Below are 22846 nucleotides of genomic sequence, written 5' to 3' on the forward strand. Positions count from 1 at the left end.
CTGGTAGCGAATGATGTCTGTATTATACAGGAAAGTATGGGTATCATTCGCTCAAGTAAAAGTTAGGAGACAAAAGCATCCAGAAGGAACCTTCTCAGAGAGATGGGTATACCGATGCGGTGAAACCGCTGTTCCGGAAAAATGGGGTCAAAGTTTTAAATCACTAAGGACAGAATTCTGCGTAAGAGTCTTAAAATACCGTGCAAATGGTGCAGTGTTATCGAAATATACAGAAAGGATGGCCGAAATTATGAAGAAAGATAAATGGGCATTGAAAGTCTGTGAGCAGTCCGGATATAATTATAAGCCGACACCAGCGATTATGTTAAAAGGAGCATGGCTGGAGGACGGGGTATTTACAAAGGATACTCCGGTGACAGTTCTGGTTGAAGAGGGAAATGATATGGTTAAATAAAGGGAGCCGTCCAAGGGCGGGCATCCGGAAAGGAATTGTAAATGATATACATAACAGGTGATACCCACGGACAATTTGGACGAATAGAAGAATTTTGTGAGCGGCTAAAGACCAGTCGTGAAGATATATTGATTATACTTGGAGATGCTGGGATAAATTTCAGCGGACAGAAACAGGATAGTTTAAAGAAAAGATTTCTGGAATCTCTGTCGATTACGCTTTTCTGCATTCATGGGAATCATGAGCAGAGACCGTATACGATAGACAGTTATAAAGAAAAAAGCTGGCACGGCGGTACGGTTTACTATGAAGAAAAATATCCACATCTGTTGTTTGCAAAAGACGGGGAAGTGTTTGATTTGGATGGGAAGCAGGTGATTGTCATGGGTGGAGCGTACAGCATTGATAAAATGTTCCGGCTGATTTACGGTTACGGCTGGTGGGAAGATGAACAGCCATCAGAGGAAATAAAGAAGTATGTGGAAGCTCAGTTAGATAAACTAGGGTGGAAGGTGGATGTGGTGCTGAGTCATACTACACCATTGAAATATGAGCCGGTGGAAGTGTTCCTGCCAGGCGTTGACCAGAGCAAAGTAGATAAGTCTACGGAAGAATGGCTAGATGGGATAGAGGACAAGCTGGAATATCAGAAGTGGTATTGTGGGCATTATCATACGGAGAAGAAGATTGATAGGCTGGAGATAATGTTTCAGAATGTGGAAGAATTTTGCGGAAATATTAATACTATAAATTAAGCGAATGATAGAAAGGAAAGTGCTATGGAAAATCAGTTTAAGTGAAATGGATATATATTCAAAGGAATTAAATAAAACAATCTTTATAGACCATATAGGGTAAATATTATTTATGTGGTGATTAAGGATTATAAAGAAAGAATACAACAGTTGTCATAATTTGATTCTTTGTAGAGGACAAGAGAGATAACGCAAAAATGTATATCTTCTTTTAATATGCAAGTGTCCCTTAAATGGGGGAATTCGGTACCCCCCGTAAAATAAAGGAAAAACTAATATATAAGGAGAAATGCAAACATGATAAAAATACTATTCGTCTGCCATGGCAGGAATTGCCATTTTTATTAAATTTCCTTATTTTATGTAGGTTTTTGGATGGTAGAAGGGATTTTACAACTTTTGAAAGGCGTTCTGGTATGACGATTATTTGTTAATTATTTTCAGTACTTCCAGTGCAAAATAATTGTATTGAGAATGATTACTATTCGTGATAAAATTTGATTATATAAACGTGTGGTTAGATTATGGACTTGTGTTTCGCAAGTGTTGACGAAAATGGTAGGAAGATATGCTCTCTATCAATCTGTATTATGCTTATGTATATTTTATTATATATTATGCATCGCATATCTTAATGGAAGAGAAAGAGCGTATAGTCAATTTATATTTTATAAATACTTCTTTGCTAATCCGAAACCATTAATTGTAACAGAAGGGCGGTTTCTGTGATACTGTATACGGCTACGCTGGCCTCTGACCCACGGATACTCTTTGAAGACAGCCAGTTGCGGCGGCCCACTGCAAAGTTTTTGATAGCACGTTCGGCTGCATTTATTATAGGATAAGGGAGACAATTGTATATGGAACTTGATAAAAATTCACAACAACCATTGTATATGCAGCTAATGAAGAAAATAAAAGAACAGATACAGAGCGGATGTTATAAGCCAGGAGATCAGATTCCTACGGAAATTCAACTTTCAGAACTTTATCAAGTGAGTAGGATTACTGTTCGAAGAACAATTGAAGAACTCTGTGTTCAAGGAGTTTTAGTAAAACGTCAAGGCAAGGGTACATTTGTAGAAGCACCACGGATTTATAGGAAGATTGAAAATGATAACAATATGAGTTTTTCCGCGGCCTGTATAGCAAATGGAAGACGGCCGTCCTCTCATATCATTTCCTGCATGGTCATGGATGCGGAGAACTGGCAGAAGGAATTTCTAAAGATTCAGGATGATTCCCGCCTGTACCATATCGAACGTGTCCTGTCGGCGGATGATCTGCCGATTATATATGAACATATCTACATACCGGTAAGCCGAGTGCCGGATCTGCAGGCGGAACGTCTTGAAGGCGGATCGTTCACCCGCATGCTCAGCGAGGAATACAATGTACAGGAATCCGAGAAAGGGCGCAGTACGGTGGAGGTGCGTATGATCCCTCAGTCGATTGCGGGATATCTGAAGATGAGCACTGGTGAACCGGTTATGATTCTGACCAGTTATATCAATGATAAAGAGGAAAATCCGCTGTATATCAGCTATGAGATCATAGCGGGCGGACGATACCGGATTTCAATCTGAACCGGTAGTTTATAAAGGTTATATCTGAAAGTGAGAAGAGCTTATAAGCGAGACATTTCAAAATGAGAAATGCTGTTTTTAAGCTCTTTTTTTGTCTATTTACTACAAAAAATTGATTTTAAAAATATTTATTACTAACAAAGTTCTAATGCACCGGAAAGGTCATATTGTATTATAACGTTATAAGATGATATAATCAAAAGCAAGAGAGGAGGGAACGAGAAATGGAGAAAAAATTCTCAAAGGTGATAGCTGCAAAGCACCTGTTTGACAGCGTCCGAGACGATTCATACGAAGGTTATATATGTCTGAAAGACAATGTGATCGCCAAAGCCGGAACCGGGGCTCCAACGCAGGAGATCACAGATCAAGCAGACGAATTCCTACAGTTTGATGAGGAATTTGTTATGCCGGGGATTACAGACACACACACGTTTTTCACCGGATATGCAGTATTTCATGTCGGCGCGGATATGTCTGATGTGACGGACAATGGGCAGGGGCTGAAGACACTGCAGAACTATGAGGGCGGGAAGGGGTCAGAGGGCGCAATTTTGGGTCATGGCTGGATTCCGGAGAAATGGAATCAGGCAGAAGGTGAAAAGATGCTGGAAGCAGAGTATCCGGACAGACCGGTTATCCTTTTTGCGGCTGACAGATCAACCTGTATTATGAATCGGAAGGCAAGAGAGACTTACGGATTTACGCCGGAGAGTTGTTATCCTGAAAGCTATTACCGCATTATGAGGGAATATCTGAATGACCGTGGGTTTATTGAAAAGGAATTTTCAGACTACATGAAAATGATGAATTCCCGGGGCGTAACAACGGTAAAGGAGATGGGGTTCGACGATTTCTACGGATTTACGGATTACCTGAAGGAAATGGAAGATTCCGAAGACCTGCATCTCAGATTCTTCTTCATGTCCCAGCCGGTCGGACAAAGAATGAATCTTCCTTATGCAAGAAAGATGAGAGAAAAGTTTACAGGAGACAAGGTAAGATTCAGTGGATTTAACAGTATGACGGACGGGACCATTGCGGCAAATAAGGGAGATCTCAAAAAGCCATATGAGGGGCAGACGTTTACCTGCACGCTGGATATTCTTTATGATGAGATTGAGGCGGACGTACTTGCTGCGGATGCGGAAGATTTCAGATGGTCTCTTCATGCACAGGGAGACGGTGCAGTAGGAAAGATCACACAGATCTATGATAAGTGTAAAAAGGAAGACGGGCAGTTGAAGAACCGCCATGCCATTACGGACATGGAATTTACCGATCCCGTTGATCTGGAAAGACTTGGAGCTTTGGGGGTGACGGCAGAACTCTATTTCCAGATCATGTCACTGGATCCTGCGGAGGTGTTGCTTGATAATATCAGCAGAACAATCGGATTTGAGAGAAGAAAGAATTACTGGAACCGCAGGAAGATGCAGGATTCTGGTATGATATTAAGCGGGGCGACGGATCTGCCTCTTCTGATCACAAGTCTGCCGGAGTCAATCTATTACTCGTGCGGCGGATATCTGGATGGTCTGGATACTCCGTTCCAGCCGGAAAATACCATTACAGTATCGGAAATGCTGAAAGCATGGACCATCGGTGGAGCCAGAAACCTTTCTATGGAAGATAAGCTCGGAACGCTTGAAGAAGGGAAGCTTGCAGACATTACAGTATTTGACAGAGATTTTCTTTACGCAGATTCTGCAAATGTAAAAAGCGCAGGCGTAGTTATGACAATCATGGACGGAAAGACTGTATATAAAAAATAAAAGGAGAAGAGAGTAATGGCAGAGAAGAAAAAATTCAAGATACATATGCCTCATGTAATCACTCTGATCTTCTTCCTGATAATCGTTGTGGCAATCCTCACCTGGATCCTGCCAAGCGGTGAATTTGAGAGGACGATCATGGAGACTTCTACAGGTGAAAGAGAAGTCGCAGTTGCAGGAACCTATCATACTGTTGCAAAAATCACAGAAGATGGTACGAGTCTCCGACAGGGAATCACTGAGGTGCTGATGGCTCCAGGAAAAGGCATTCAGTCGATGGTAGAGGTACTTGCTTTTGTTTTTATCATTGGCGGAGTGTTCCAGATCATGGCAAAGACAAACGCGCTGAATATGGGAATTCAGAAAGTTGTTAAAAAACTCGGTTCAAAGGATGTGCTGATCATACCGATCCTGATGGCCCTGTTCGGTTTGGGAGGAAGTACATTCGGTATGTCGGACGAACTTGTTCCATTCTATCTGCTGATTATGCCGATAATGTTTGCAATGGGGTATGATTCCATGACTACATTTATGACAGTCTGTCTGTCGGCGACAGTCGGATATGCGGCATCAACAGTGAATCCGTTTTGCGTGCTAGTGGCACAGGGAATTGCCGGGATTCAGGGAAATCCGCAGCTGGTTTTCCGTATGATCCAGTGGGTAATTATGATGGCAGTTATCATTGCATTTGTTACATGGCGTGCTATGAAAATTAAGAAAAATCCTGAAAATTCAATTACATTTCAGGATGATCTGCACAAGAAAAAGGAAATGGGTGGAGAAGATGTTGATTTTAATCAGAATATGACACTTCGCCAGAAACTGGTGCTTGCAACATTCGTGATCGGTATGGTCATCGTTGTGTTTGGACTGGTTAATTTTGGATGGTATATGAATGAACTTTCTATGTGTTTCCTTGGAATGGGGATTCTGATGGGAATCTTCGGTGGACTTACTGAGACAGAGATTGCGGAAGAGTTTATTACAGGTGTTAAGGATATCGCATTTGCCGCTATGGTAATTGGTTTCTGCAGCGGTATTATGGTAGTGGCTCAGGACGGAAAAATTATTGATACGATTCTGAATGCCTTGAGTAATCTGGTGGCAAATTCGAATAACGTTGTATTTGCAGCTGTACTCTATGTGGTTCAGTCTCTGCTGACACTGCTTGTTCCGTCCTCTTCAGGACTGGCTGCTCTTTCTATTCCGATTCTGGCACCGCTTTGCGATCTTCACGGCGTAAATCCGGAGGCGGCAGTTACAGCACTGCAGTACGGAAATCAGCTTACGAATCTGCTGAGCCCTGTAGCGGGAACAACAGTGGCAGGACTTGCGGTGTGCCGGGTATCCTTTGCACAGTGGTGGAAAACAATCTGGAAAGTATGGATTATTCTTGCAGTACTTGCAATTGCATTCTGTACAATATCAGCAGGCCTTTAAATTATGATATATCGCGGAGGAACGCGAGAAGATATAGAAGGTGCACAATTCTTGTGCAATTTAAAAAAATATTTTATAAAAGTAGAAAAGGAGAATTGAATTATGAGCAATAGACCGGAAGAACTTATCAAAAAAATCTATGAGGAACAGGGAAAGATCAACGATGTATTCCTTACAGCCTGCGGGGGTTCTCTTGTAGATCTGTATCCGGGGTACTATTTTATAAATTCTGAGTCAGAGACAATGCATTCACACTGGCTGACAGCAAGAGAAATGACCGTATCACCATCAAAATTTCTGAAAAGAGGAGCACTCGTTATCCTGTGTTCACATGGAGGAAATACAAAAGAGACCGTTGAAGCTGCCAGACTTGCAAAAGAAAGAGGCGCCGCAATCATCACTATGACACACAATCCGGAATCAATCTGCGCACAGGAGGATATGAATCCGGTCGTATACAGCTGGGAAGATGATACAAATGAAAGAGAAAGGCCGCAGGGCATCGTTATCAGAGTATTAAATGAGCTGATGAAGATGCAGGAGCCTGGATATACAAAATATGAAGCAGTCCTGGACGGACTGGAGAAGGCTGACGGTATCGTACGCGCAGCTGTGAAGAAAGTACAGAACCGTACATGGGTATTCGCAGAGAAATATTTCGATGAACCGTTCCTCTACATCATGGGATCCGGCGCTTCCTACTCACAGGCATATGGATTCTCCATCTGTTCTCTTCAGGAGATGCAGTGGATGGATTGCTGCTACCTGCACTCAGGAGAATATTTCCACGGCCCGTTCGAGTGTACAGATGAAGATCATCTTTATATCCTGCTTATGGGAACCGGCAAGGCAAGAGTTATGGATGAAAGGGCACTCACATTCCTTAAAAAATATGCGAAGAAATATGAAGTTATTGATGCAGTCGAACTTGGCATTGATGCGATCGACGAGAGCGTAAACGAATATTTCTGTCCGATGGTATTCTATGCAATGACTGTTGCATACCGTACAGGACTTCAGGATAAGAGAAGACATCCGCTTGATATGAGAAGATACATGGGTGTTGTAGAGTATTAAGGAGAATAGCGATGGCAAAATATAATACAAATGTTTTAGGATTTGGCGATAACGTAGTAGATATTTATGAGCATTCGCACATGATGTATCCGGGAGGAAACTGTGTAAACCTCTGTGCTTATTCCAGAATGTTCGGAGCAAACCGTATTGCATATATGGGATATTTTGGAAGTGACGATATTGCTGAGTTTGTTATTTCCGTGCTGCAGGAGCTTGAGATTGAAACAGTTAAATGCAAACAGCTGGTCGGAGAGAACGGATGGTCCAAATGTACTCTGAATGAGGGTGACCGCATTTTCGGTGATTACAATGAGGGCGGAGTCAGAGGTAAGACACCGTATATTCTGGATCGGTTTGATCTGGAGTATATGAAACAGTTTGACTTTGTCCACACCGGAAATTATTGCTATACAGAATCACAGTTAAAGCCGATGAAAGAGGCGGGAATCAGGATTTCCTTTGATTTCTCGGACGATTCTTCAAAAGAATATTACGAAAAATATGCGCCCTATGTGACATATGCATTCTGTTCCTTTGACGGCGATGAAGACGCGGCGAAAGAACATCTGAAATTTATGTATTCTCTGGGACCGGAACTGGTATCTCTTACAAGAGGATCAAAGGGATGCATCATGTATGACGGAGAGCAGTTTTATGTACAGCCGGCGACAATGATCGATGAGGTTGTGGATACCATGGGGGCAGGGGATTCGTTCCTTACTTCTTTCATGGACTGCTATATCGATCAGTTAAAGAAAGGTGCAGAGAAACCGGATGCGATCCGGACGTCTCTAGCAGAAGCATCCAAATTTGCCGCGCATGTATGCACATTGGACGGTGCTTTCGGATACGGAAAGACAATTACAAGAGAAATATAAAACAAAAAAGAGGAGAGGACTGATGATCTATCATGGAGACGCACTGGAATATATCGGTGAAACACCGGATATTCTGAGCAGAATTATTGAGGGTCAGGCGTCTGTCCTGCAGGACTGCGGGAAAATATTCGACAGGGATGGAATCCGCGGAGGGATCAGTGAGGTCATTCTGACAGGATCCGGCTCATCCTACAATGCAGCTGTCGGAGCCTCTGTCTTTGCACAGAAACTGCTGGGTATACGGGTGACTCCCGTATACCCAGTAACAGTTATGGAAGAGATGGATGTTGTCTCAGACAAAGCACTGGTGATCGGAATTTCGCAGCAGGGCACGAGCACAGCAGTCATCCGAGCGCTTGATGCGGCGGGGGAAAAGGGATTTTGCACGGTTGCAGTGACAGGAGAGTATGAGACGGAGATTACACGGCACGGAGAGGCTGTTCTTTATGTGGAATGCGGGTATGAAGATGCCGGAGCCACGACCAAAGGATATACAGCTACCGTTCTGACACTGTTCCTTTTTTTTATTATGGCTGCTGAGAAAACGGGCAGGATTACCGGCATGCAGAAAGCGGAATATATCAGCCGGCTCCGCAGGGTAACCGGCAATATGCCGGGGATTCTTGAAGAAAGCTTCGGATGGTGTAAAAGAACAGCGGATAAACTTGTGAATAGCAGGGATCTGATGCTAATCACCGGAAGCAGCATGCGGGCATCACTTCTGGAGGGGTGTCTGAAATTTTCCGAGACCTGCCGATTCCCTGTCAGGGGGTATGAAGCAGAGGAATTTATGCATGGAATATACAATGCAGTGACAGAGGATACGGATTTTCTGTACCTGTTTCCGGCAGACGGATATGAAAAAATGAGAATGGAGAAATTGTACGGCTATTACAGGGAGAAAGGATACCGGCATTATGCGGTAAATCTTCCGGAGACTGCCTGTTCGGAAGGCCAGTGCGCGAATGTTCTGTGCTGCCATTTTATCAATGATCCTGATTTTTCTGTGCTGGAGTATATGCTGCCACAGCAAATGCTTTTTGTGTTCGCATCAAGAGCAAGAGGGATAGACTTGAACCTGCCGAAAGATCCGGAATTTCACAAATATATGGGAAGCAAGATTGAGTAATAAAAACAAAGGATCCGGGAAGGATCCAAAGGAGAACGACTTTGGAAAAAATGATCAAAAGAGAACAGATTGCAGGAATGAATATCCATTACCTGTTTTATTCACTGGAGTACTTTCTGGATGCACAGGCAGCGGCGGGAATCCGGACGATTGAATTCTGGCCCGGAACACCGCATTTTTTCCTGAGCTATCTGGAATATTCAGATTGTAAAAGAGTGAGAAAACTTCTGAATGACCGGGATCTGACACTCCGTGTCATCACACCGGAAAACTGTACATATCAGTATCAGTTTGCCGCACAGGAGAAAGAGCAGTTTGAAAAGAGCCTTGGGTACTTTAAGAAGGCGATGGATGCAGGCGAAGAACTGGGCGCGGAGATAATGGCCATCAATTCCGGATGGGGATACTGGAATGAAGAACGTGAGGAAGCGTGGAAACGTTCAAGAGAGATGCTGTCCATGCTTGCAGAATACGCGAAAGAGCGCGGCATACGTCTGGCAATGGAATCTTTGCGGCCGCAGGAATCCAATCTGGCTACAACAGTGCAGGATGTAAAACGGATGCTGGATGAAGTAAACCATCCAAATCTCAAAGCAATGATCGACACGACGGCTATGGGAGTCGCAGGAGAGACTATCGACCAGTGGTTTGACGTTCTGGGTGAAGATATTATCCATATGCACTTTATTGATGGCAATCCGTACGGACATCTTATCTGGGGCGACGGGACCCACGACCTCGAAGAGTTCTTGAGAGCGCTGAAACGTCATAACTACATGGGGTATCTCGGACAGGAAATCACGGAGTTTGATTATTTCAATAATCCGGCAGCAGCGGATCTGCGGAATATAAAAGCGTACGAGCCATATATTATCTGAAACTGAGAAACAGAATCCGCCCTGTGATCCGGCAGGGCAGCAAAGAGAAAAGGAAGCAAATGTGAGATTGATTATAAAGAAAAAGAGAGGAATCCTGTTCCTGCTTCTGACAGCTCTGACAATTGCCGGCTCCGCAGTTTTACTGCCCGCAGATGGGATGTTTACTCTGAATGCGGCGGAGCAGACGAAAGAAATCGTGGTGGGAACAAATGCCGAGTATTCACCTTTTGAATACCGGGACAGTGACGGAGAACTGACAGGATTTGATTATGACCTGCTTGAAGCCATTGCTGAGGTACAGGGGATTGAACTGGTCTGGAACGACCTGCCATTTGATTCGCTGATGGGATCAATGGAAGCAGGAGATATACAGATTATCGCAGCTGCGGTGGGACCGACGGAGGAACGGGAGAGAAGTGTAAATTTTTCAGATGTTTACTATACCGGTTCCCAGAGTATCATCTGCAATGAAGGTGCAGACATTACCGAATTCGCGGATCTGACAGGAAAGACAGTGGCAGTTCTGGAAGGTTCTATGAGTGATCTGATCGTATCTGGTGAAAATACAGATTACGGTATGGTGGAAGATGCTGATGTGAAACGTTTTAAGACGGCGTCCAGCGCAGTTATGGAACTGATGAACCAGGGAGCGGACGCAGTCGTGATAGATACAATCATGGCCGAGATTTACTGCGACCAGATGACCGGTATTACATATACGGAGGTGCCGGGGACAGAAGAAGATACGGTATTCTGCATCCAGAAAGGGAATACCGTACTTACTGAACTGATTAACGAAGGGCTGGCTAAGGTAAGAGAAAACGGCACATATGATGAACTGTATGAAAAATATTTCTCCGGTGAGGGAGAAGATACGGCTGCCGCAGATGAAGAGCAGGGTTTCCTGGGAAAACTGAAATTTATTTTCCTAGATGAAAACCGCTGGCAGTATTATGTGAGTGGTGTGGAGATTACGATTCTGATCTCAATACTTTCCACATTGGTTGGGACTTTGATCGGTCTGTTTGTAGCGATTGTGAGACTTCGAGCCGACCGGATGAAACGAAAGAGTATCGTGGCATGCATTGCGGCGTTGTATGTGGACATTATCCGCGGAACTCCGTCTGTGCTGCAGCTGATGATTATTTATTTTGCAGTGTTCCACAGCCGACTGGGATATGTGGCGGCCGTGGTCAGCTTCGGGATTAACAGCGGAGCTTATGTTTCCGAGGTGATCCGCGGCGGTATTCTTGCTGTGGATCAAGGACAGACAGAGGCAGGCAGATCGCTTGGAATGTCATATACGGATACCATGTCATTTGTAATCCTGCCCCAGGCAGTGAAAAATATCCTCCCGGCACTCGGAAATGAATTTGTCCAGCTGATCAAAGAGACGTCTATTCTTGGCTATGTGGGTATTCTGGATCTTACGAAAGCGGCTAGCTATGTGTCCTCCAGAACATATCAGATGTTTATTCCGCTTGTCGCCGCAGGAGTGATTTATTATGTTATTGTAAAACTTCTGACAATCCTGCTCGGGAAGTTTGAAAGGAGGCTGAGGGACAGTGATTAAGATCAGACATCTGCAGAAAAGTTTCGGGCAGGTACAGGTACTGAAAGATATCAGTACGGAAATCAGAAAAGGCGAGTGTGTCTGCGTGATCGGACCGTCCGGATCAGGAAAATCCACCTTCCTGAGATGCATCAATCTCCTAGAACAGCCTGACGGCGGAAGTATAGAAGTGGACGGCAGGGATATCCTGGATTCGGGACTGAAGATTGATGATTACCGCAAGGAAGTGGGAATGGTATTCCAGCATTTTAACCTCTTTCCTAATATGACAGTAAAACGTAATATTATGCTGGCTCCGATGCGAGTACTGGGACTGTCCGAGGAGGAAAGCTCCGGGAAAGCATTGAAACTGCTGAGGCAGGTCGGTTTAGAGTCCAAGGCGGACACCTATCCGAATAAGCTGTCCGGCGGACAGAAACAGCGCGTGGCCATTGCACGTGCGCTGGCAATGAATCCAAAAGTCCTGCTCTTTGACGAGCCGACTTCTGCTCTCGATCCGGAGATGGTCGGGGAGGTACTTCACGTTATGAAAGAACTGGCAGAAGGCGGAATGACGATGATTGTTGTAACACATGAAATGGGATTTGCCAGAGAAGTAAGTGATAGGGTGTTGTTCATTGATCACGGCGTGATTCTGGAGGACCGGCCGCCAAGAGAACTATTTGGGCGGCCAGAGAATGAACGGACGAAGGAATTTCTTGCGAAAATACTGACATAAAATGAAAAAAATTATGCAGATATTCCAGTTTGGTGTAGATATACGCTGACCATTGAAGAAGCTGCCGGATATTATCATATTGGAGAAGGCAAGCTGAGAATGCTCATTGACGAACATCCCAATGAAGATTTCTATGTGAGGAACGGAAACAGAGCATTGATAAAAAGACAGAAATTTGAACGGTATCTGGATCAGGCAACTGCAGTATAAAAAGTTTCTGAAAAAAGAGAATGGCAGATTGCCGATATCCTATGATAAAACTATACGGAGAGTCAAACTTGTGGTACAATAATCTTGCAAGTCTGGCTCTCCTTTTTTTGAAAGGAGAGATTCGATGAGTGAGAAAAGACGAGATAACCGCAATCGGATTTTGCGTGAGGGTGAGTACCAGCGTACAGACGGGAGGTATCGGTTCCGTTATATTGATGAGGACGGAAAAGAGAAAAATGTTTATAGTTGGCGTTTAGACAGGAATGACCCAACCCCCAAAGGTAAAAAGCGGGAACTTTCGCTGAGAGAGAAAGAAAAACATGAAGCAATTTGAGAAAATACTCTGAAAAACGAGGACTTCGGATTAGACCAGAAATCCTGTAAAATCAAGCGTTTGAGAAGAAATACAGACCCTATAAGGAGTTATAGAAAAATGATAAAAGTACTATTCATCTGCCACGGCAACATCTGCCGTTCCCCCATGGCCGAATTTGTCCTAAAAGACATAACCCAAAAAGAAAACCTATCCAACAATTTCTACATCGCATCCGCTGCCACCAGCACAGAAGAAATCGGCAATCCGGTACACCACGGAACACGGAACAAACTTCGTGAAGTAGGCATTTCCACAGCGGGCAAATACGCGGTGCAGATGAAAAAATCAGATTACGCAAAATATGATTACCTCATAGGCATGGATGCGTGGAATATCCGTAACATGAACCGCATTGCAGGCCACGATCCGGAACATAAGATCTGCCGCCTGCTGGATTTTTCAGAGCATCCCAGAGACATCGCAGATCCATGGTATACAGGGGATTTTGAAACAACATATTCCGACATTGTTGAAGGCTGCCGGGCCTTTCTGGAGACTTTGCGGCGTCAGAAGAAAATCTGATCCGGCTGCAGCCAGCAGAAAAAGCCATCAGTAAAAAAACAGCAAAGAAGGTTTGAAACAATGCAGAAGAGCCAAACGCCACAAACCCGATACCTGTTAACGCACCTGTCAGAGCTGCAGGGCGTTGGTATATTTTCTTTAAAAGATAACAACATCATTTCATATCAGAAAAATTCTGCTCACAATCCTTTACACCATTGCGCAGAACTGCAGTGTTTCCTGGCAGAAAATGCAGAAAAACAAACAGTTCCATATATCTGTAAAGACGATTACCAGGCCTATTTTGTTTGTATCAAGGCGCCAGATGCGTACTATCTGGCTGGTCCAATGTGCACGGTTTTCTTTAATAAAATCGAAAGACACAAGTTCTATCGCGCATATGGTATACCGGAAGATGCAGAGAAGAACCTTCGCCAGTTTACGGTTACTGAAATACTTCAGACAGTTTGCATACTTGCAAAAATTGTGTGCGATGCAGAATACACGGATCAGCAGCTGTTGGATGCCAATCATCTGGTTCCGGTCACGAAAGAACAAGAAACGGAAGAGCAGATTTTGTTTACCTTAAAGTCTGAGGAAGAAGACTTTTACCGCCATTCCTATCAGGAAGAGAGGAAACTTCTGGATATGGTGCGTGAGGGGAATGTGGAAGAGGCAGTCCGTTTGTCAAAAGATATGGATGCGGAAGTCGGAAAACTGGGAGCCAGTGAGCTGACCCATTGGCGGAATATGCTGGTTGTAGGTGTGACTTTGTGTGCTCGCGCGGCGATTGAGGGCGGATTAATGCCATATGCGGCTTATCGCATGAGCGGGTATTACATTAATAAAGGGTCAGAATGTAAAGATATAATGCAGATTCTTGCCTATCGGAATCATGCCATAGAGGAACTTACAAAACGTGTCTGTGAGCTGAAGACTAAGCGCCATACTTCCAGTTATACAGAGCAGTGTAAGGATTATGTAAAGAAGCATTTCAAAGAAAAAGTATATCTGGATGATATTGCAGGTAAGCTGGGAATCAGCAGCAGTTATTTATCACGAATTTTCAAAAGAGAGACAGGCATATGTATCCAGGACTATGTGAACGATATAAGAATTGAACGTGCTGCAAACCTTTTGATTTATTCAGAGGAATCGATTCCGAGAATAGCAGAGTACGTCAATTTTCCGTCACAAAGTTACTTTGGAAAAATTTTCAAAGCGAAAAAGAACATGACACCAAGACAGTACCGGGAATCCTATAAACCAACGGAATTTCTGGAAGAAAAATAGAAAAAACAAAAATGTATAAAATATGAGGAATGACAAAAGAACGTAGGAATAGCAAAAAGTAACAAAAGAAAGACAGCACTAATAAAATAAGAACAAAATAAAATCAAAAAGATCAAAATACAGATATATCCATTTGTAGATTCCTGTTAAGATATCTTCAACAAAATAACTGAGGATTCGCTGCCACTATGAGTGGAATGACAACCATGAGTGGAGCGACGAATCTTCAAAAAACGGAACAGAAGCGGTGGTAACGGCAATCCATACATACCTATATTCCCCAATATTACAGACCCGTTCCCATCAACAAAACAGGAAAAATCACAGGCAGAAAGACATTAGTCAATCTGCCAACAATCATACTATCTAAAGGAGTTTGCCATGGAATATCTGAAAGATTCAAACTGGATCTGGAGCCCGTCCTGGAATTCGGAAGACAAGGAAAATCCGCGAATCGTGTTTTTCCGCAAATCAATAGACATAGACGGAAAAATAAAGGAAGCCGCCCTGCACATATCCGCAGACACCCGCTATAAACTATATATCAATGGGAAATTCATAGAGGCAGGACCTTCCAGAGGCGATCTGCAGATATGGTTTTATGATACCATTGACATAATGCCATATCTGAAAGAGGGTATAAATGTAATCGCAGTCTCTGTTCTCCGCTATCCCCAGGACCCGGAAAAAGGAAATCACGGAATGTTCCGTACACCGGTACCGGGCCTGAACGTGAAGGGGGAAATACGGACTGTCAGCGGAAAACAATATGCGTTGTCCGCCGACGCATCCTGGAAATGCAAAAAAGATGATTCCGTCTTATTTATTCGGGAAGAGGAACGTTTTGCTCCCCTGATCATACATGAAAATGCTATAGGAAATCCGGAACTCTTTGGCTGGAAGACAGATACCTATGATGACAGCCTATGGGATGCGGCAAGACCGTATATCAATAAACAGATTTCAAAAGCCATCAGCCCGGGTAATTTATATCCCCGGACTATCCCGTTTATGTACCGGAAAGAGCGTCAGTTTTCCGGTGTTATGGATGTTAAAAAATCCGGATATACCGGTCAGGATTGGTCAGATTTTATAAATGGAAAAAGAACTTTAAAATTCCCTGCAGAAACCGAAGAAATCATAGAACTTGACGCAGGAGAAGAAATGACAGGATATTTGAAAACAGAATTTTGTCACGGAAAAGGCTCCAAAGTGCAATTCCTCTATTCGGAAGCTTACGTCCAAAATGGTTTTACAGGACCGGAAAAAATTCCGGTAAAAAGAGACCGAGCAGATAACATGAACGGCCATCTGCAGGGCTATGAAGACACATATTCTGTGGGGGGATTTGGCAGTCCGGATATGCCGGAAACTTATGAACCTTATTGGTTCCGTACCTTCCGTTTTATACGGCTGCACATCATTACAGGACAGGAACCGCTTACACTCTGCAGCATGCATTACGAAGAAACAGGATACCCTCTGCAGGTGCAGACAGAGGTTACAACCTCCGATAACACTTTAGCAGACATTTGGGATATCAGCGAAAGAACTCTGAGACGGTGTATGCATGAAAGCTACGAGGATTGTCCTTTTTATGAGCAGCTCCAGTATATAATGGATGCAAGGCAGCAGATTCTCTACACATATGCAGTCAGTGCGGATGACAGACTAGCCAGGAAATGTCTGGACGATTTAAAACGTTCCCAGCGGTATGACGGTCTGCTGAATTGCTGCTATCCGAACTGCAATCCCAATGTGATTCCCGGATTTTCCGTTTATTATATATTGATGGTCTATGACCACATGATGTATTTCGGTGACAAAAAGCTGATAGAGGAACACATGCCGGCAATTCATCAGATCTTAAACTTTTTTGATAGAAATCTGACCCCGCAGGGATATGTGGGGAAAATCGGAGGAATGAATATGGAGACTCCCTTCTGGTCTTTTATTGATTGGGCAGAGGAGTGGAACGACACCACAGGAATGCCTCCGGCCGGGGTGAATGGACCAATTACAATGGAAAGTCTATTATATATTTACGGCCTTCAGCATGCTGCAAAGCTGGCGTTATTTTTGGACCGAAGGGAAGAGGCGCACAGATTTTCGGAAAAGGCGGAAAAAGTCAGGAATGCTGTCAGAACCTATTGTACAGGGAAAAATAGTATGCTTCAGGACGGCCCCGGAGTCGAGGAATACAGTCAGCACTGCCAGGTGTTTGCGGTTTTGACAGATACTGTAGATACAATTACCGGGACCGGGAATCTGTTGGAAACCATAAAAAATAAGAAGTATACCCAGTGTACCGTTGCCATGTGTTTCTATCTCTTCCGGGCTCTGGAAAAGACAGGACTGTATCAATATACAAACCAGTATTGGGAGATATGGAGAAATATGGTCAGAAATCATTGCACGACCTGTGTGGAAGCAGAGGCATATGCCAGGAGTGAATGCCACGGATGGGGTGCTCTTATTTTATATGAACTGCCCTGCGTCACGCTTGGGGTACGCCCCGCAAAACCCGGATTCCGAAAAGTCCGCATTGCTCCCACAGCGGGATATCTGACACATGCGTCAGGGAAAGTAAAAACACCGGTGGGTGATATACAGGTGTCATGGAAATTGGAACATGGGAACTGTAAAGTGGAGTATACGGTACCGGAAGATATAGAGGTGCTGCCTGCGCCTGTGTGAAAATTTCCTCACCTTTATAGGCGGAGGCATAAATCGCCAAAACAAACTCAGCGGCAGTGACGGACAGGGAGAAACCGTATCCTTCACGGACATGAGAGCAAGCCTCGCATCCATATATGACGTAATCATACGCTGTGAAATTACCGAATGTGGATTGAAACAAAAAATAACATTATTACACAACCCCTTTTACATACAGGCTGTAACACCAGAGCAGCAGTCTGTATGCAAAAGGGTTTTTATTATTTTACCAGATAATTATATATTTTCCGCCCATCCCTAAATGCTCTCTTCCTCCTTTCCCCATCCCCACACAACACCATTATTACAACAAAATAATTACAAAAACAACAAAATAACAGTATATCAATTTCCCGTCCACTGCTATTATAAATACATCAAAACACAAGACAATCAAAGGAGAAAGCACATGATTTCAGAACGTTTTTACGGAATCGGGGAACCGCTGATCCAGCGGGAGCGGGATACCCATGTACCGGCAGCAGAATATCTGGATTTGGTAAAGGCATTGGGATGTACGGCATACCGTTCCTGGATGCATCTGACAGAGATCCTGAAGGACCCTCTTACACCTGATGAGGAGGCTGTTTCCGCTCATACAGAGCTTTTGGACAGGGCAGTGGAGCTGGATCTGGAAGTGACGGGCATGAGCCACGAGTGGTTTCTGCCGGAGGGATGTATTCAGCATACAGGGCATGCAGTTCCAAGGCGGGATTTGACAGAAGGCAGTCTTTACCGTCAGACACTTGAGATGCTGGAGCAGTCCTGGTTTACCATGGTATCCCTGTTTCCACAGGTGTCCCAGTGGGAGGTGGGGAACGAGTGGAACATCAATGCATTTCTGCAGCCTGACGGATTTCTTGACAGCGATATGTCAGAGCCGTTTAGCCCGGAGGAGAAGCTGGACATAGCGGTTGACCTCATGTATTTTGCCGCAAAGGGCATCAGAAGAGCGAACCCCAATGCAAAAGTTGTTTCCTTTTCCCCGGCGCTGAGCACGCCCTGGCTGGGAGGAAATCTGCCGGACTTCCTGCCGCCCATGTATGGAATCGCGTGGACTCTGGACAAGATTTACAGCCGCATCCGGTCAGGAAAATTCTGGTCCACAGACCCGGATGATTACTTTGACCTGGTGGCATGGCACCCCTATCAGATGAGTACCTGCCAGGATAAAAGAGAGGCGGATCTGTTCCTGCACATTGAGGAACCGGACTATCTGTGGAAGGATTATAACGACGCAGCATATCGTGTCATGTGCAAATACGGTGATGCAGAGAAACAGGTCATCCTAACGGAAACAGGTTTTACAGACTGCGGAGATCCCAAGCTTGAAAAAATGCAGGCTGAATATACACGTAAATTGCTGCAGCTTGCGGGAGAACTCCCTTATGTCCGGACTATCTATAATTTCCGGCTGCTGACCGAGACAGGAATGCTGGAAAAGCAGGGCATAGAGAAAAACCAGATCGGCGGCCGGGCAGAAGTGTACTTCGGATTTTTCGAGGAACCCCATAAGAACTGCAGACCAAGATTAAAGGCATATGTCTTACAGGAGGCAGCGGGCGGTAACGAAGACCTAGCTGCAGCAGGGAAAAAAGTGGCACTTTTAAGGAAGAAATCATGAGGAAACCGCAATGAAAGAATACGTGGTAAATACAACATCCGGGAAAGTAAAAGGCTATCTGAGAAACAATCTGGTGGAATATCTGGGCATCCCATTTGCACAGCCTCCCGTTGGCAGCCTGCGCTTTAAAAGAGCACAGCCTGTGGCTCCATGGCAAGGGATTTATGATGCCGGAGACTATGGAAAAGAAGCTGTCCGACTGGACGAAGGACAGTTAAAAGGCAGCGAAGACTGCCTTACCCTGAACATAAGACGCCCCATGGAGGGAAAGGATCTGCCGGTTCTTGTGTGGATACACGGCGGTGGATACAATACGGGATCAGCGTCCGTTCCCCTTTACAGCGGTGTCTCATTTGCGGAAAAAGGTATTGTCTTTGTCTCCGTTCAGTATCGTTTAAATGTACTGGGATTTTATGACTTTACAACATACCCCGGCTGTGAAGATTTTGAGAGTAACTGCGGTGTATCTGACCAGATTCTTGCCATAACCTGGATCCATGAAAATATAAAAGCTTTCGGCGGCGACCCCGGCCGCATCACCATAGCCGGAGAATCAGCCGGCGGAGCCTCTGTGATCAATATGCTGGCAGCTCCCGCCGTAAAAGGTATGTTCAGCCAGGCAATCGCACAAAGCCCCCTGCCGAACTGTATTGCCACCCACAGGACAGCCGGAGAGAATACAGATCTGTTTCTGGAAGGCATGAGGTGGAACGTGGGGGATCTGCAGAAGCTCAGAACCATAAATCCCTTTGAATTGCAGAAAGGCAATACTTATGTGGCAGAAAAGCACCAGTACAAAAACCCGGGAATCTTTCTTCCCGGCCCTATACAGGACGATCTGCTTCCCGTACGCCCCATTGATGCCATCCGCAGCGGCAGCGCAGAGGGAGTAAAGCTTCTCATCGGTACCAACAAGCATGAGGGAACCTTGTTCGTCCATCCGGAAAAGACGGGGTTTCCAAACAACTGGGCCATGACTGCTGCTATGTTTGAGAAGAACGGACATGCCGCCGCGCTTCCGGAAATGATCCGTTATTACCAGTCTTCCCCGGAAGAACAGAAGCTGAAAGAAGTATCAGACAGACAAAGAGAAGTCCCGGCGGAACAGTTAAAACCGTTTATAAATTTTGCCACAGACTACGCTTTTCGTATGCCTTCCCTGAAGGCAGCGCAGGCCCAGAAAGCATACGGGGATGTGTGGCTGTATAGCTTTGAATTTGTTTCAAGATCCGGGAAAAGTACAGGGATGGGAGCCTCCCACGCTTATGAACTTCCCTGTATGTTCGCCGACAAAGAATTTGCTTTCAGCAGATTTATCTTTGACGGGGAAACGGAGGAAACCGCAGACACGCTGATAGAAGCTATGCACAGTTCCTGGGTCCGGTTTATAAAAACAGGGGAACCCGATAAAGAGAACTGGCCAAAATACACGGGATATCACACCCCGGTCCGTGTCTTTGACAGAGTGAGCAGGACAGAAATACGGGATTTCAGTAAGCTTATGGAACTCTGGAAGGACATGCGGTTTTATGAAAACTGAGGGTAACGTGGCTGAAGCGTTACAACTGAGGCAGTAAAGACCAAACACTGCCCTGAAAAGGAGAGAAGAAAATGTTTAGTTATGCATCAAAACATAATGACCCCAAAGCAAAATTAGGCTGGAGCGAACGCATCGGCTACGGTATCGGCAACTATGGTATGGCGTGGGTAAACGGCATCATGTCAGCCTTCTTTATGATCTATCTGACCAATGTATCCTTCGTGGATGCAGGTGTGGCAGGCACGATCATTGCCCTGTCAAAAGTATTTGACGGTATCAGCGATCTGATCATGGGCGGAATCGTGGACCACACCAAATCCAAACACGGCAAGGCCAGGATCTGGCTGGTGCGCATGTGTATTCCGCTGGCAGTTTCCACACTGCTGCTGTTCTGTATCCCGGCATCCATGACCGGATTTATAAAATACGTCTACATATTTATCATGTATAACCTGGTAAACGCCGTATTCTACACAGCTATGTATGTTCCGTATACTTCCATGAATTACCTTATGACCCAGAATGACTTTGACCGTGGTCTGCTGGGCAACATGAACATGATTTTCCAGACACTGGCGAACATCACCATGAACACCTTCTTCCTCACTTGGCTGAACAAATTCGGAGACGGTGATATCTACACACAGAAAGCATGGACAAAAGCCTTTATGATTGTAGGCATAATTGTCATTGCTGCCAGTATCCTCTGTTTCTTCGGAACAAAGGAACGCGTAAAAAACATGGAAAAACAGTCAGAAGGGGAAAAAGAAGAAAAATCCGTACCTGCAAGGAAAGCCGTAAAATCCCTGTTCCAAAATAAATACTGGGTTCTGATGACAGTCTGCATGTTCCTGATTTTCTTTGTCATTGTCATGTACGCAGTGGCGGCAGCCTACTATGCGCAGTATGTTCTCGGGGATATAGGCTTCTACACCCCGATCAACAACGCGCTGTCCATCGCACAGTTCGGCATCATGTTCCTCACACCGGCATTCATGAAGAAATTCGGAAAACACAGAACCTATCAGGTCGGTCTTATTGCTATGATGGCGGGATTCGCAGGCACAGGCCTGTGCGGTACAAACCTTCCGTTACTTATTTTCTTTAACGCAGTAAAAGGCGTGGGGTTAGGGGCTGCCGGCGGTATGGCCTTTGGAATGGTGTCAGATACGATTGAATACGGAGAGTGGAAGAACGGTGTTGTGGCTGTGGGAATGGGCAATGCAGGCGTCAGCACAGCCCAGAAGCTGGGACTCGGTCTTGGACAGGCAGTTATGGGTTGGATTCTTGCGGCAGGCGGATTCGATGCGGCAAAAGCCGTGCAGTCAGCAGGTGCACAGAGCGCGATCAGCTTTTGCTACAACTGGATTCCCGTTATCTGTGTGGCCCTGTGCTCTGTACTTATGCTGTTTTACCGCCTGGACAAAGAATTGCCGGTGATCCGCACAGAGATGGCAAAACGTAACAGTTCAGACAGGTCTGCGTATTGACTGCGCTGACCGTATGAAAAAGTAGTGCCGGCAGACCGGTTAAAATATTCTGTACTGGAATAACTTCCTGATATGTGGTATATTGATGAAAAGAGAGGGAAAGCTTAGTACCCCCAATCCTTCAGGGCCTCATAGACAGTCCGGGCAATGGCTTTGGCTCCCAATTCGTTGGGATGGACACCGTCCTGGAGGAAAAATTCGGGGTGGCTGGCAGTCACCTCATGAATATCGATAAAAGGCAGTCCCAGTTCCTTGGCGAGCTCACGGACTGCTTTTGCTGATTCGCCGGCTACGCCGGCCCGTATCTTATAGGGCTTTGCAGGATTGAAATTCTCCGGGAATACAGAGGCAGGCGTCATGAGAATGACATCCGGTCTGGATGGCAGCTCCTGGTAGGAGAGGATCAACTGCCGGTAATCATCCTGGAATGCCTCTGTGCTGATCCAGTTATAGGGCTTTGTATCGTTGGTCCCCAGCATGATCAGCACCACATCCGGTTTGAAGTCCAGGCTTTTTTTGTACCGCTTGTGGCTCGTATAAGGTCTGTCACAGCTTTCCTGAAGTGTGTATCCGCTGGCACCGAAATTTTTTACGGAATATTTCCGGCCGAGCATAGTTCCAAGCTGTGCGGGATAACTGTCGTGGCTTTTGTCCCGGATCGTGGCGCCGTAGGTTATGCTGTCCCCCACACAGGCGATCCGCGTTTGGGAAGGGCAGGTCAGCCGGAGGACGAGGAGTATGACGGCCAGAAGAACGGCAAAGCGCAGCAGGTAATCAGAAAGTTTCTTTTGTCTCATAAAGGAATTTTCTCCTTTTTTCATATTTCACATGCATATCTTATTGTAAGGGCTAAAAAATGGAATTGCAAGG

19 protein-coding genes and 2 pseudogenes are annotated in these 22846 nt (G+C 45.1%); 19 read left to right on the forward strand and 2 right to left on the reverse strand.

The features are described from left to right. The first annotated feature begins 250 nt into the window (after positions 1-250). Together MUB35_RS19880 and MUB35_RS19885 are read left to right on the forward strand one after the other, a co-directional pair. The gene (locus tag MUB35_RS19880) at positions 251-415 is read left to right on the forward strand and encodes a SymE family type I addiction module toxin (protein ID WP_103732198.1); all 165 of its coding nucleotides are present in this window, start codon (positions 251-253) and stop codon (positions 413-415) included. A gap of 41 nt (positions 416-456) precedes the next feature. After that, on the forward strand, positions 457-1170 hold the full coding sequence (locus MUB35_RS19885; protein ID WP_033140446.1) for a metallophosphoesterase family protein: 714 nt from the start codon (positions 457-459) through the stop codon (positions 1168-1170). Between the two features lie 709 nt (positions 1171-1879). Here the strand turns inward: MUB35_RS19885 and MUB35_RS30865 are convergent. After that, positions 1880-2002 (reverse strand): annotated as a pseudogene (locus MUB35_RS30865) (IS66 family transposase); the annotation flags it as partial. 28 nt (positions 2003-2030) lie between these two features. Here MUB35_RS30865 and MUB35_RS19895 point away from each other — a divergent pair. The 17 genes and pseudogenes from MUB35_RS19895 (at position 2031) to MUB35_RS19980 (ending at position 21976) form a co-directional block, all read left to right on the forward strand. After that, complete coding sequence (locus MUB35_RS19895; protein ID WP_244806699.1) at positions 2031-2756, forward strand: GntR family transcriptional regulator; 726 nt, start codon at positions 2031-2033, stop codon at positions 2754-2756. A 224-nt stretch (positions 2757-2980) separates the two neighbouring features. After that, entirely contained in the window at positions 2981-4531 is a 1551-nt protein-coding gene (locus MUB35_RS19900) for an amidohydrolase (RefSeq protein ID WP_244806700.1), read from the forward strand. A gap of 15 nt (positions 4532-4546) precedes the next feature. Then, positions 4547-5971 (forward strand): YfcC family protein, encoded by a 1425-nt coding sequence (locus MUB35_RS19905; RefSeq protein ID WP_227210115.1) that lies wholly within the window; start codon positions 4547-4549, stop codon positions 5969-5971. Positions 5972-6073: 102 nt separating this feature from the next. After that, positions 6074-7048 carry an SIS domain-containing protein gene (locus MUB35_RS19910; RefSeq protein ID WP_227210116.1) on the forward strand — a complete coding sequence of 325 codons (975 nt, stop codon included), beginning with the start codon at positions 6074-6076 and terminating at the stop codon, positions 7046-7048. An 11-nt stretch (positions 7049-7059) separates the two neighbouring features. Further along, positions 7060-7926, forward strand: a complete 867-nt coding sequence (locus MUB35_RS19915) for a PfkB family carbohydrate kinase (RefSeq protein WP_033140443.1) — start codon at positions 7060-7062, stop codon at positions 7924-7926. A gap of 22 nt (positions 7927-7948) precedes the next feature. Further along, positions 7949-9055: an SIS domain-containing protein gene (locus tag MUB35_RS19920; protein ID WP_033140442.1), complete on the forward strand. Its 1107-nt coding sequence runs from the start codon at positions 7949-7951 to the stop codon at positions 9053-9055. Between the two features lie 50 nt (positions 9056-9105). Continuing rightward, positions 9106-9933: a sugar phosphate isomerase/epimerase family protein gene (locus MUB35_RS19925; protein ID WP_033140599.1), complete on the forward strand. Its 828-nt coding sequence runs from the start codon at positions 9106-9108 to the stop codon at positions 9931-9933. Between the two features lie 61 nt (positions 9934-9994). After that, complete coding sequence (locus MUB35_RS30690) at positions 9995-11506, forward strand: ABC transporter permease subunit (RefSeq protein ID WP_331477597.1); 1512 nt, start codon at positions 9995-9997, stop codon at positions 11504-11506. Beyond that, positions 11499-12224: an amino acid ABC transporter ATP-binding protein gene (locus MUB35_RS19940; protein WP_033140441.1), complete on the forward strand. Its 726-nt coding sequence runs from the start codon at positions 11499-11501 to the stop codon at positions 12222-12224. Before MUB35_RS30690 ends, MUB35_RS19940 begins: the two co-directional genes overlap by 8 nt. A gap of 21 nt (positions 12225-12245) precedes the next feature. Beyond that, positions 12246-12434 carry an excisionase gene (locus tag MUB35_RS19945; RefSeq protein ID WP_054351157.1) on the forward strand — a complete coding sequence of 63 codons (189 nt, stop codon included), beginning with the start codon at positions 12246-12248 and terminating at the stop codon, positions 12432-12434. Between the two features lie 124 nt (positions 12435-12558). Further along, positions 12559-12753 (forward strand): annotated as a pseudogene (locus MUB35_RS19950) (integrase DNA-binding domain-containing protein); the annotation flags it as partial. 114 nt (positions 12754-12867) lie between these two features. Then, entirely contained in the window at positions 12868-13332 is a 465-nt protein-coding gene (locus MUB35_RS19955; RefSeq protein ID WP_033140439.1) for a low molecular weight protein-tyrosine-phosphatase, read from the forward strand. 60 nt (positions 13333-13392) lie between these two features. Continuing rightward, positions 13393-14604: a helix-turn-helix transcriptional regulator gene (locus MUB35_RS19960; RefSeq protein ID WP_244806701.1), complete on the forward strand. Its 1212-nt coding sequence runs from the start codon at positions 13393-13395 to the stop codon at positions 14602-14604. A gap of 381 nt (positions 14605-14985) precedes the next feature. Then, entirely contained in the window at positions 14986-17301 is a 2316-nt protein-coding gene (locus tag MUB35_RS19965) for an alpha-L-rhamnosidase-related protein (protein WP_244806702.1), read from the forward strand. A gap of 430 nt (positions 17302-17731) precedes the next feature. Further along, the gene (locus tag MUB35_RS19970; RefSeq protein ID WP_244806703.1) at positions 17732-18946 is read left to right on the forward strand and encodes a hypothetical protein; all 1215 of its coding nucleotides are present in this window, start codon (positions 17732-17734) and stop codon (positions 18944-18946) included. Positions 18947-18956: 10 nt separating this feature from the next. Beyond that, positions 18957-20486, forward strand: a complete 1530-nt coding sequence (locus MUB35_RS19975) for a carboxylesterase/lipase family protein (RefSeq protein WP_244806704.1) — start codon at positions 18957-18959, stop codon at positions 20484-20486. 71 nt (positions 20487-20557) lie between these two features. Then, complete coding sequence (locus MUB35_RS19980; protein ID WP_244806705.1) at positions 20558-21976, forward strand: MFS transporter; 1419 nt, start codon at positions 20558-20560, stop codon at positions 21974-21976. Between the two features lie 104 nt (positions 21977-22080). Here the strand turns inward: MUB35_RS19980 and MUB35_RS19985 are convergent, their stop codons facing one another. After that, on the reverse strand, positions 22081-22773 hold the full coding sequence (locus tag MUB35_RS19985; protein ID WP_244806706.1) for a GDSL-type esterase/lipase family protein: 693 nt from the start codon (positions 22771-22773) through the stop codon (positions 22081-22083). Positions 22774-22846: the final 73 nt, after the last annotated feature.

Origin of the sequence: Blautia sp. NSJ-175 (assembly GCF_022867815.1) — a bacterium.
GTDB classification, from domain to species: Bacteria; Bacillota; Clostridia; order Lachnospirales; family Lachnospiraceae; genus Blautia; species Blautia celeris.

Excerpts from the sequence above, each read along its gene's own strand:
- MUB35_RS19880 (WP_103732198.1), top strand. The coding sequence starts at position 251 with ATGAAGAAAGATAAATGGGCATTGAAAGTCTGTGAGCAGTCCGGATAT.
- MUB35_RS19885 (WP_033140446.1), top strand. The coding sequence starts at position 457 with ATGATATACATAACAGGTGATACCCACGGACAATTTGGACGAATAGAA.
- MUB35_RS19895 (WP_244806699.1), top strand. The coding sequence starts at position 2,031 with ATGGAACTTGATAAAAATTCACAACAACCATTGTATATGCAGCTAATG.
- MUB35_RS19900 (WP_244806700.1), top strand. The coding sequence starts at position 2,981 with ATGGAGAAAAAATTCTCAAAGGTGATAGCTGCAAAGCACCTGTTTGAC.
- MUB35_RS19905 (WP_227210115.1), top strand. The coding sequence starts at position 4,547 with ATGGCAGAGAAGAAAAAATTCAAGATACATATGCCTCATGTAATCACT.
- MUB35_RS19910 (WP_227210116.1), top strand. The coding sequence starts at position 6,074 with ATGAGCAATAGACCGGAAGAACTTATCAAAAAAATCTATGAGGAACAG.
- MUB35_RS19915 (WP_033140443.1), top strand. The coding sequence starts at position 7,060 with ATGGCAAAATATAATACAAATGTTTTAGGATTTGGCGATAACGTAGTA.
- MUB35_RS19920 (WP_033140442.1), top strand. The coding sequence starts at position 7,949 with ATGATCTATCATGGAGACGCACTGGAATATATCGGTGAAACACCGGAT.
- MUB35_RS19925 (WP_033140599.1), top strand. The coding sequence starts at position 9,106 with ATGATCAAAAGAGAACAGATTGCAGGAATGAATATCCATTACCTGTTT.
- MUB35_RS19955 (WP_033140439.1), top strand. The coding sequence starts at position 12,868 with ATGATAAAAGTACTATTCATCTGCCACGGCAACATCTGCCGTTCCCCC.
- MUB35_RS19960 (WP_244806701.1), top strand. The coding sequence starts at position 13,393 with ATGCAGAAGAGCCAAACGCCACAAACCCGATACCTGTTAACGCACCTG.
- MUB35_RS19965 (WP_244806702.1), top strand. The coding sequence starts at position 14,986 with ATGGAATATCTGAAAGATTCAAACTGGATCTGGAGCCCGTCCTGGAAT.
- MUB35_RS19970 (WP_244806703.1), top strand. The coding sequence starts at position 17,732 with ATGATTTCAGAACGTTTTTACGGAATCGGGGAACCGCTGATCCAGCGG.
- MUB35_RS19975 (WP_244806704.1), top strand. The coding sequence starts at position 18,957 with ATGAAAGAATACGTGGTAAATACAACATCCGGGAAAGTAAAAGGCTAT.
- MUB35_RS19980 (WP_244806705.1), top strand. The coding sequence starts at position 20,558 with ATGTTTAGTTATGCATCAAAACATAATGACCCCAAAGCAAAATTAGGC.
- MUB35_RS19985 (WP_244806706.1), bottom strand. The coding sequence starts at position 22,773 with ATGAGACAAAAGAAACTTTCTGATTACCTGCTGCGCTTTGCCGTTCTT.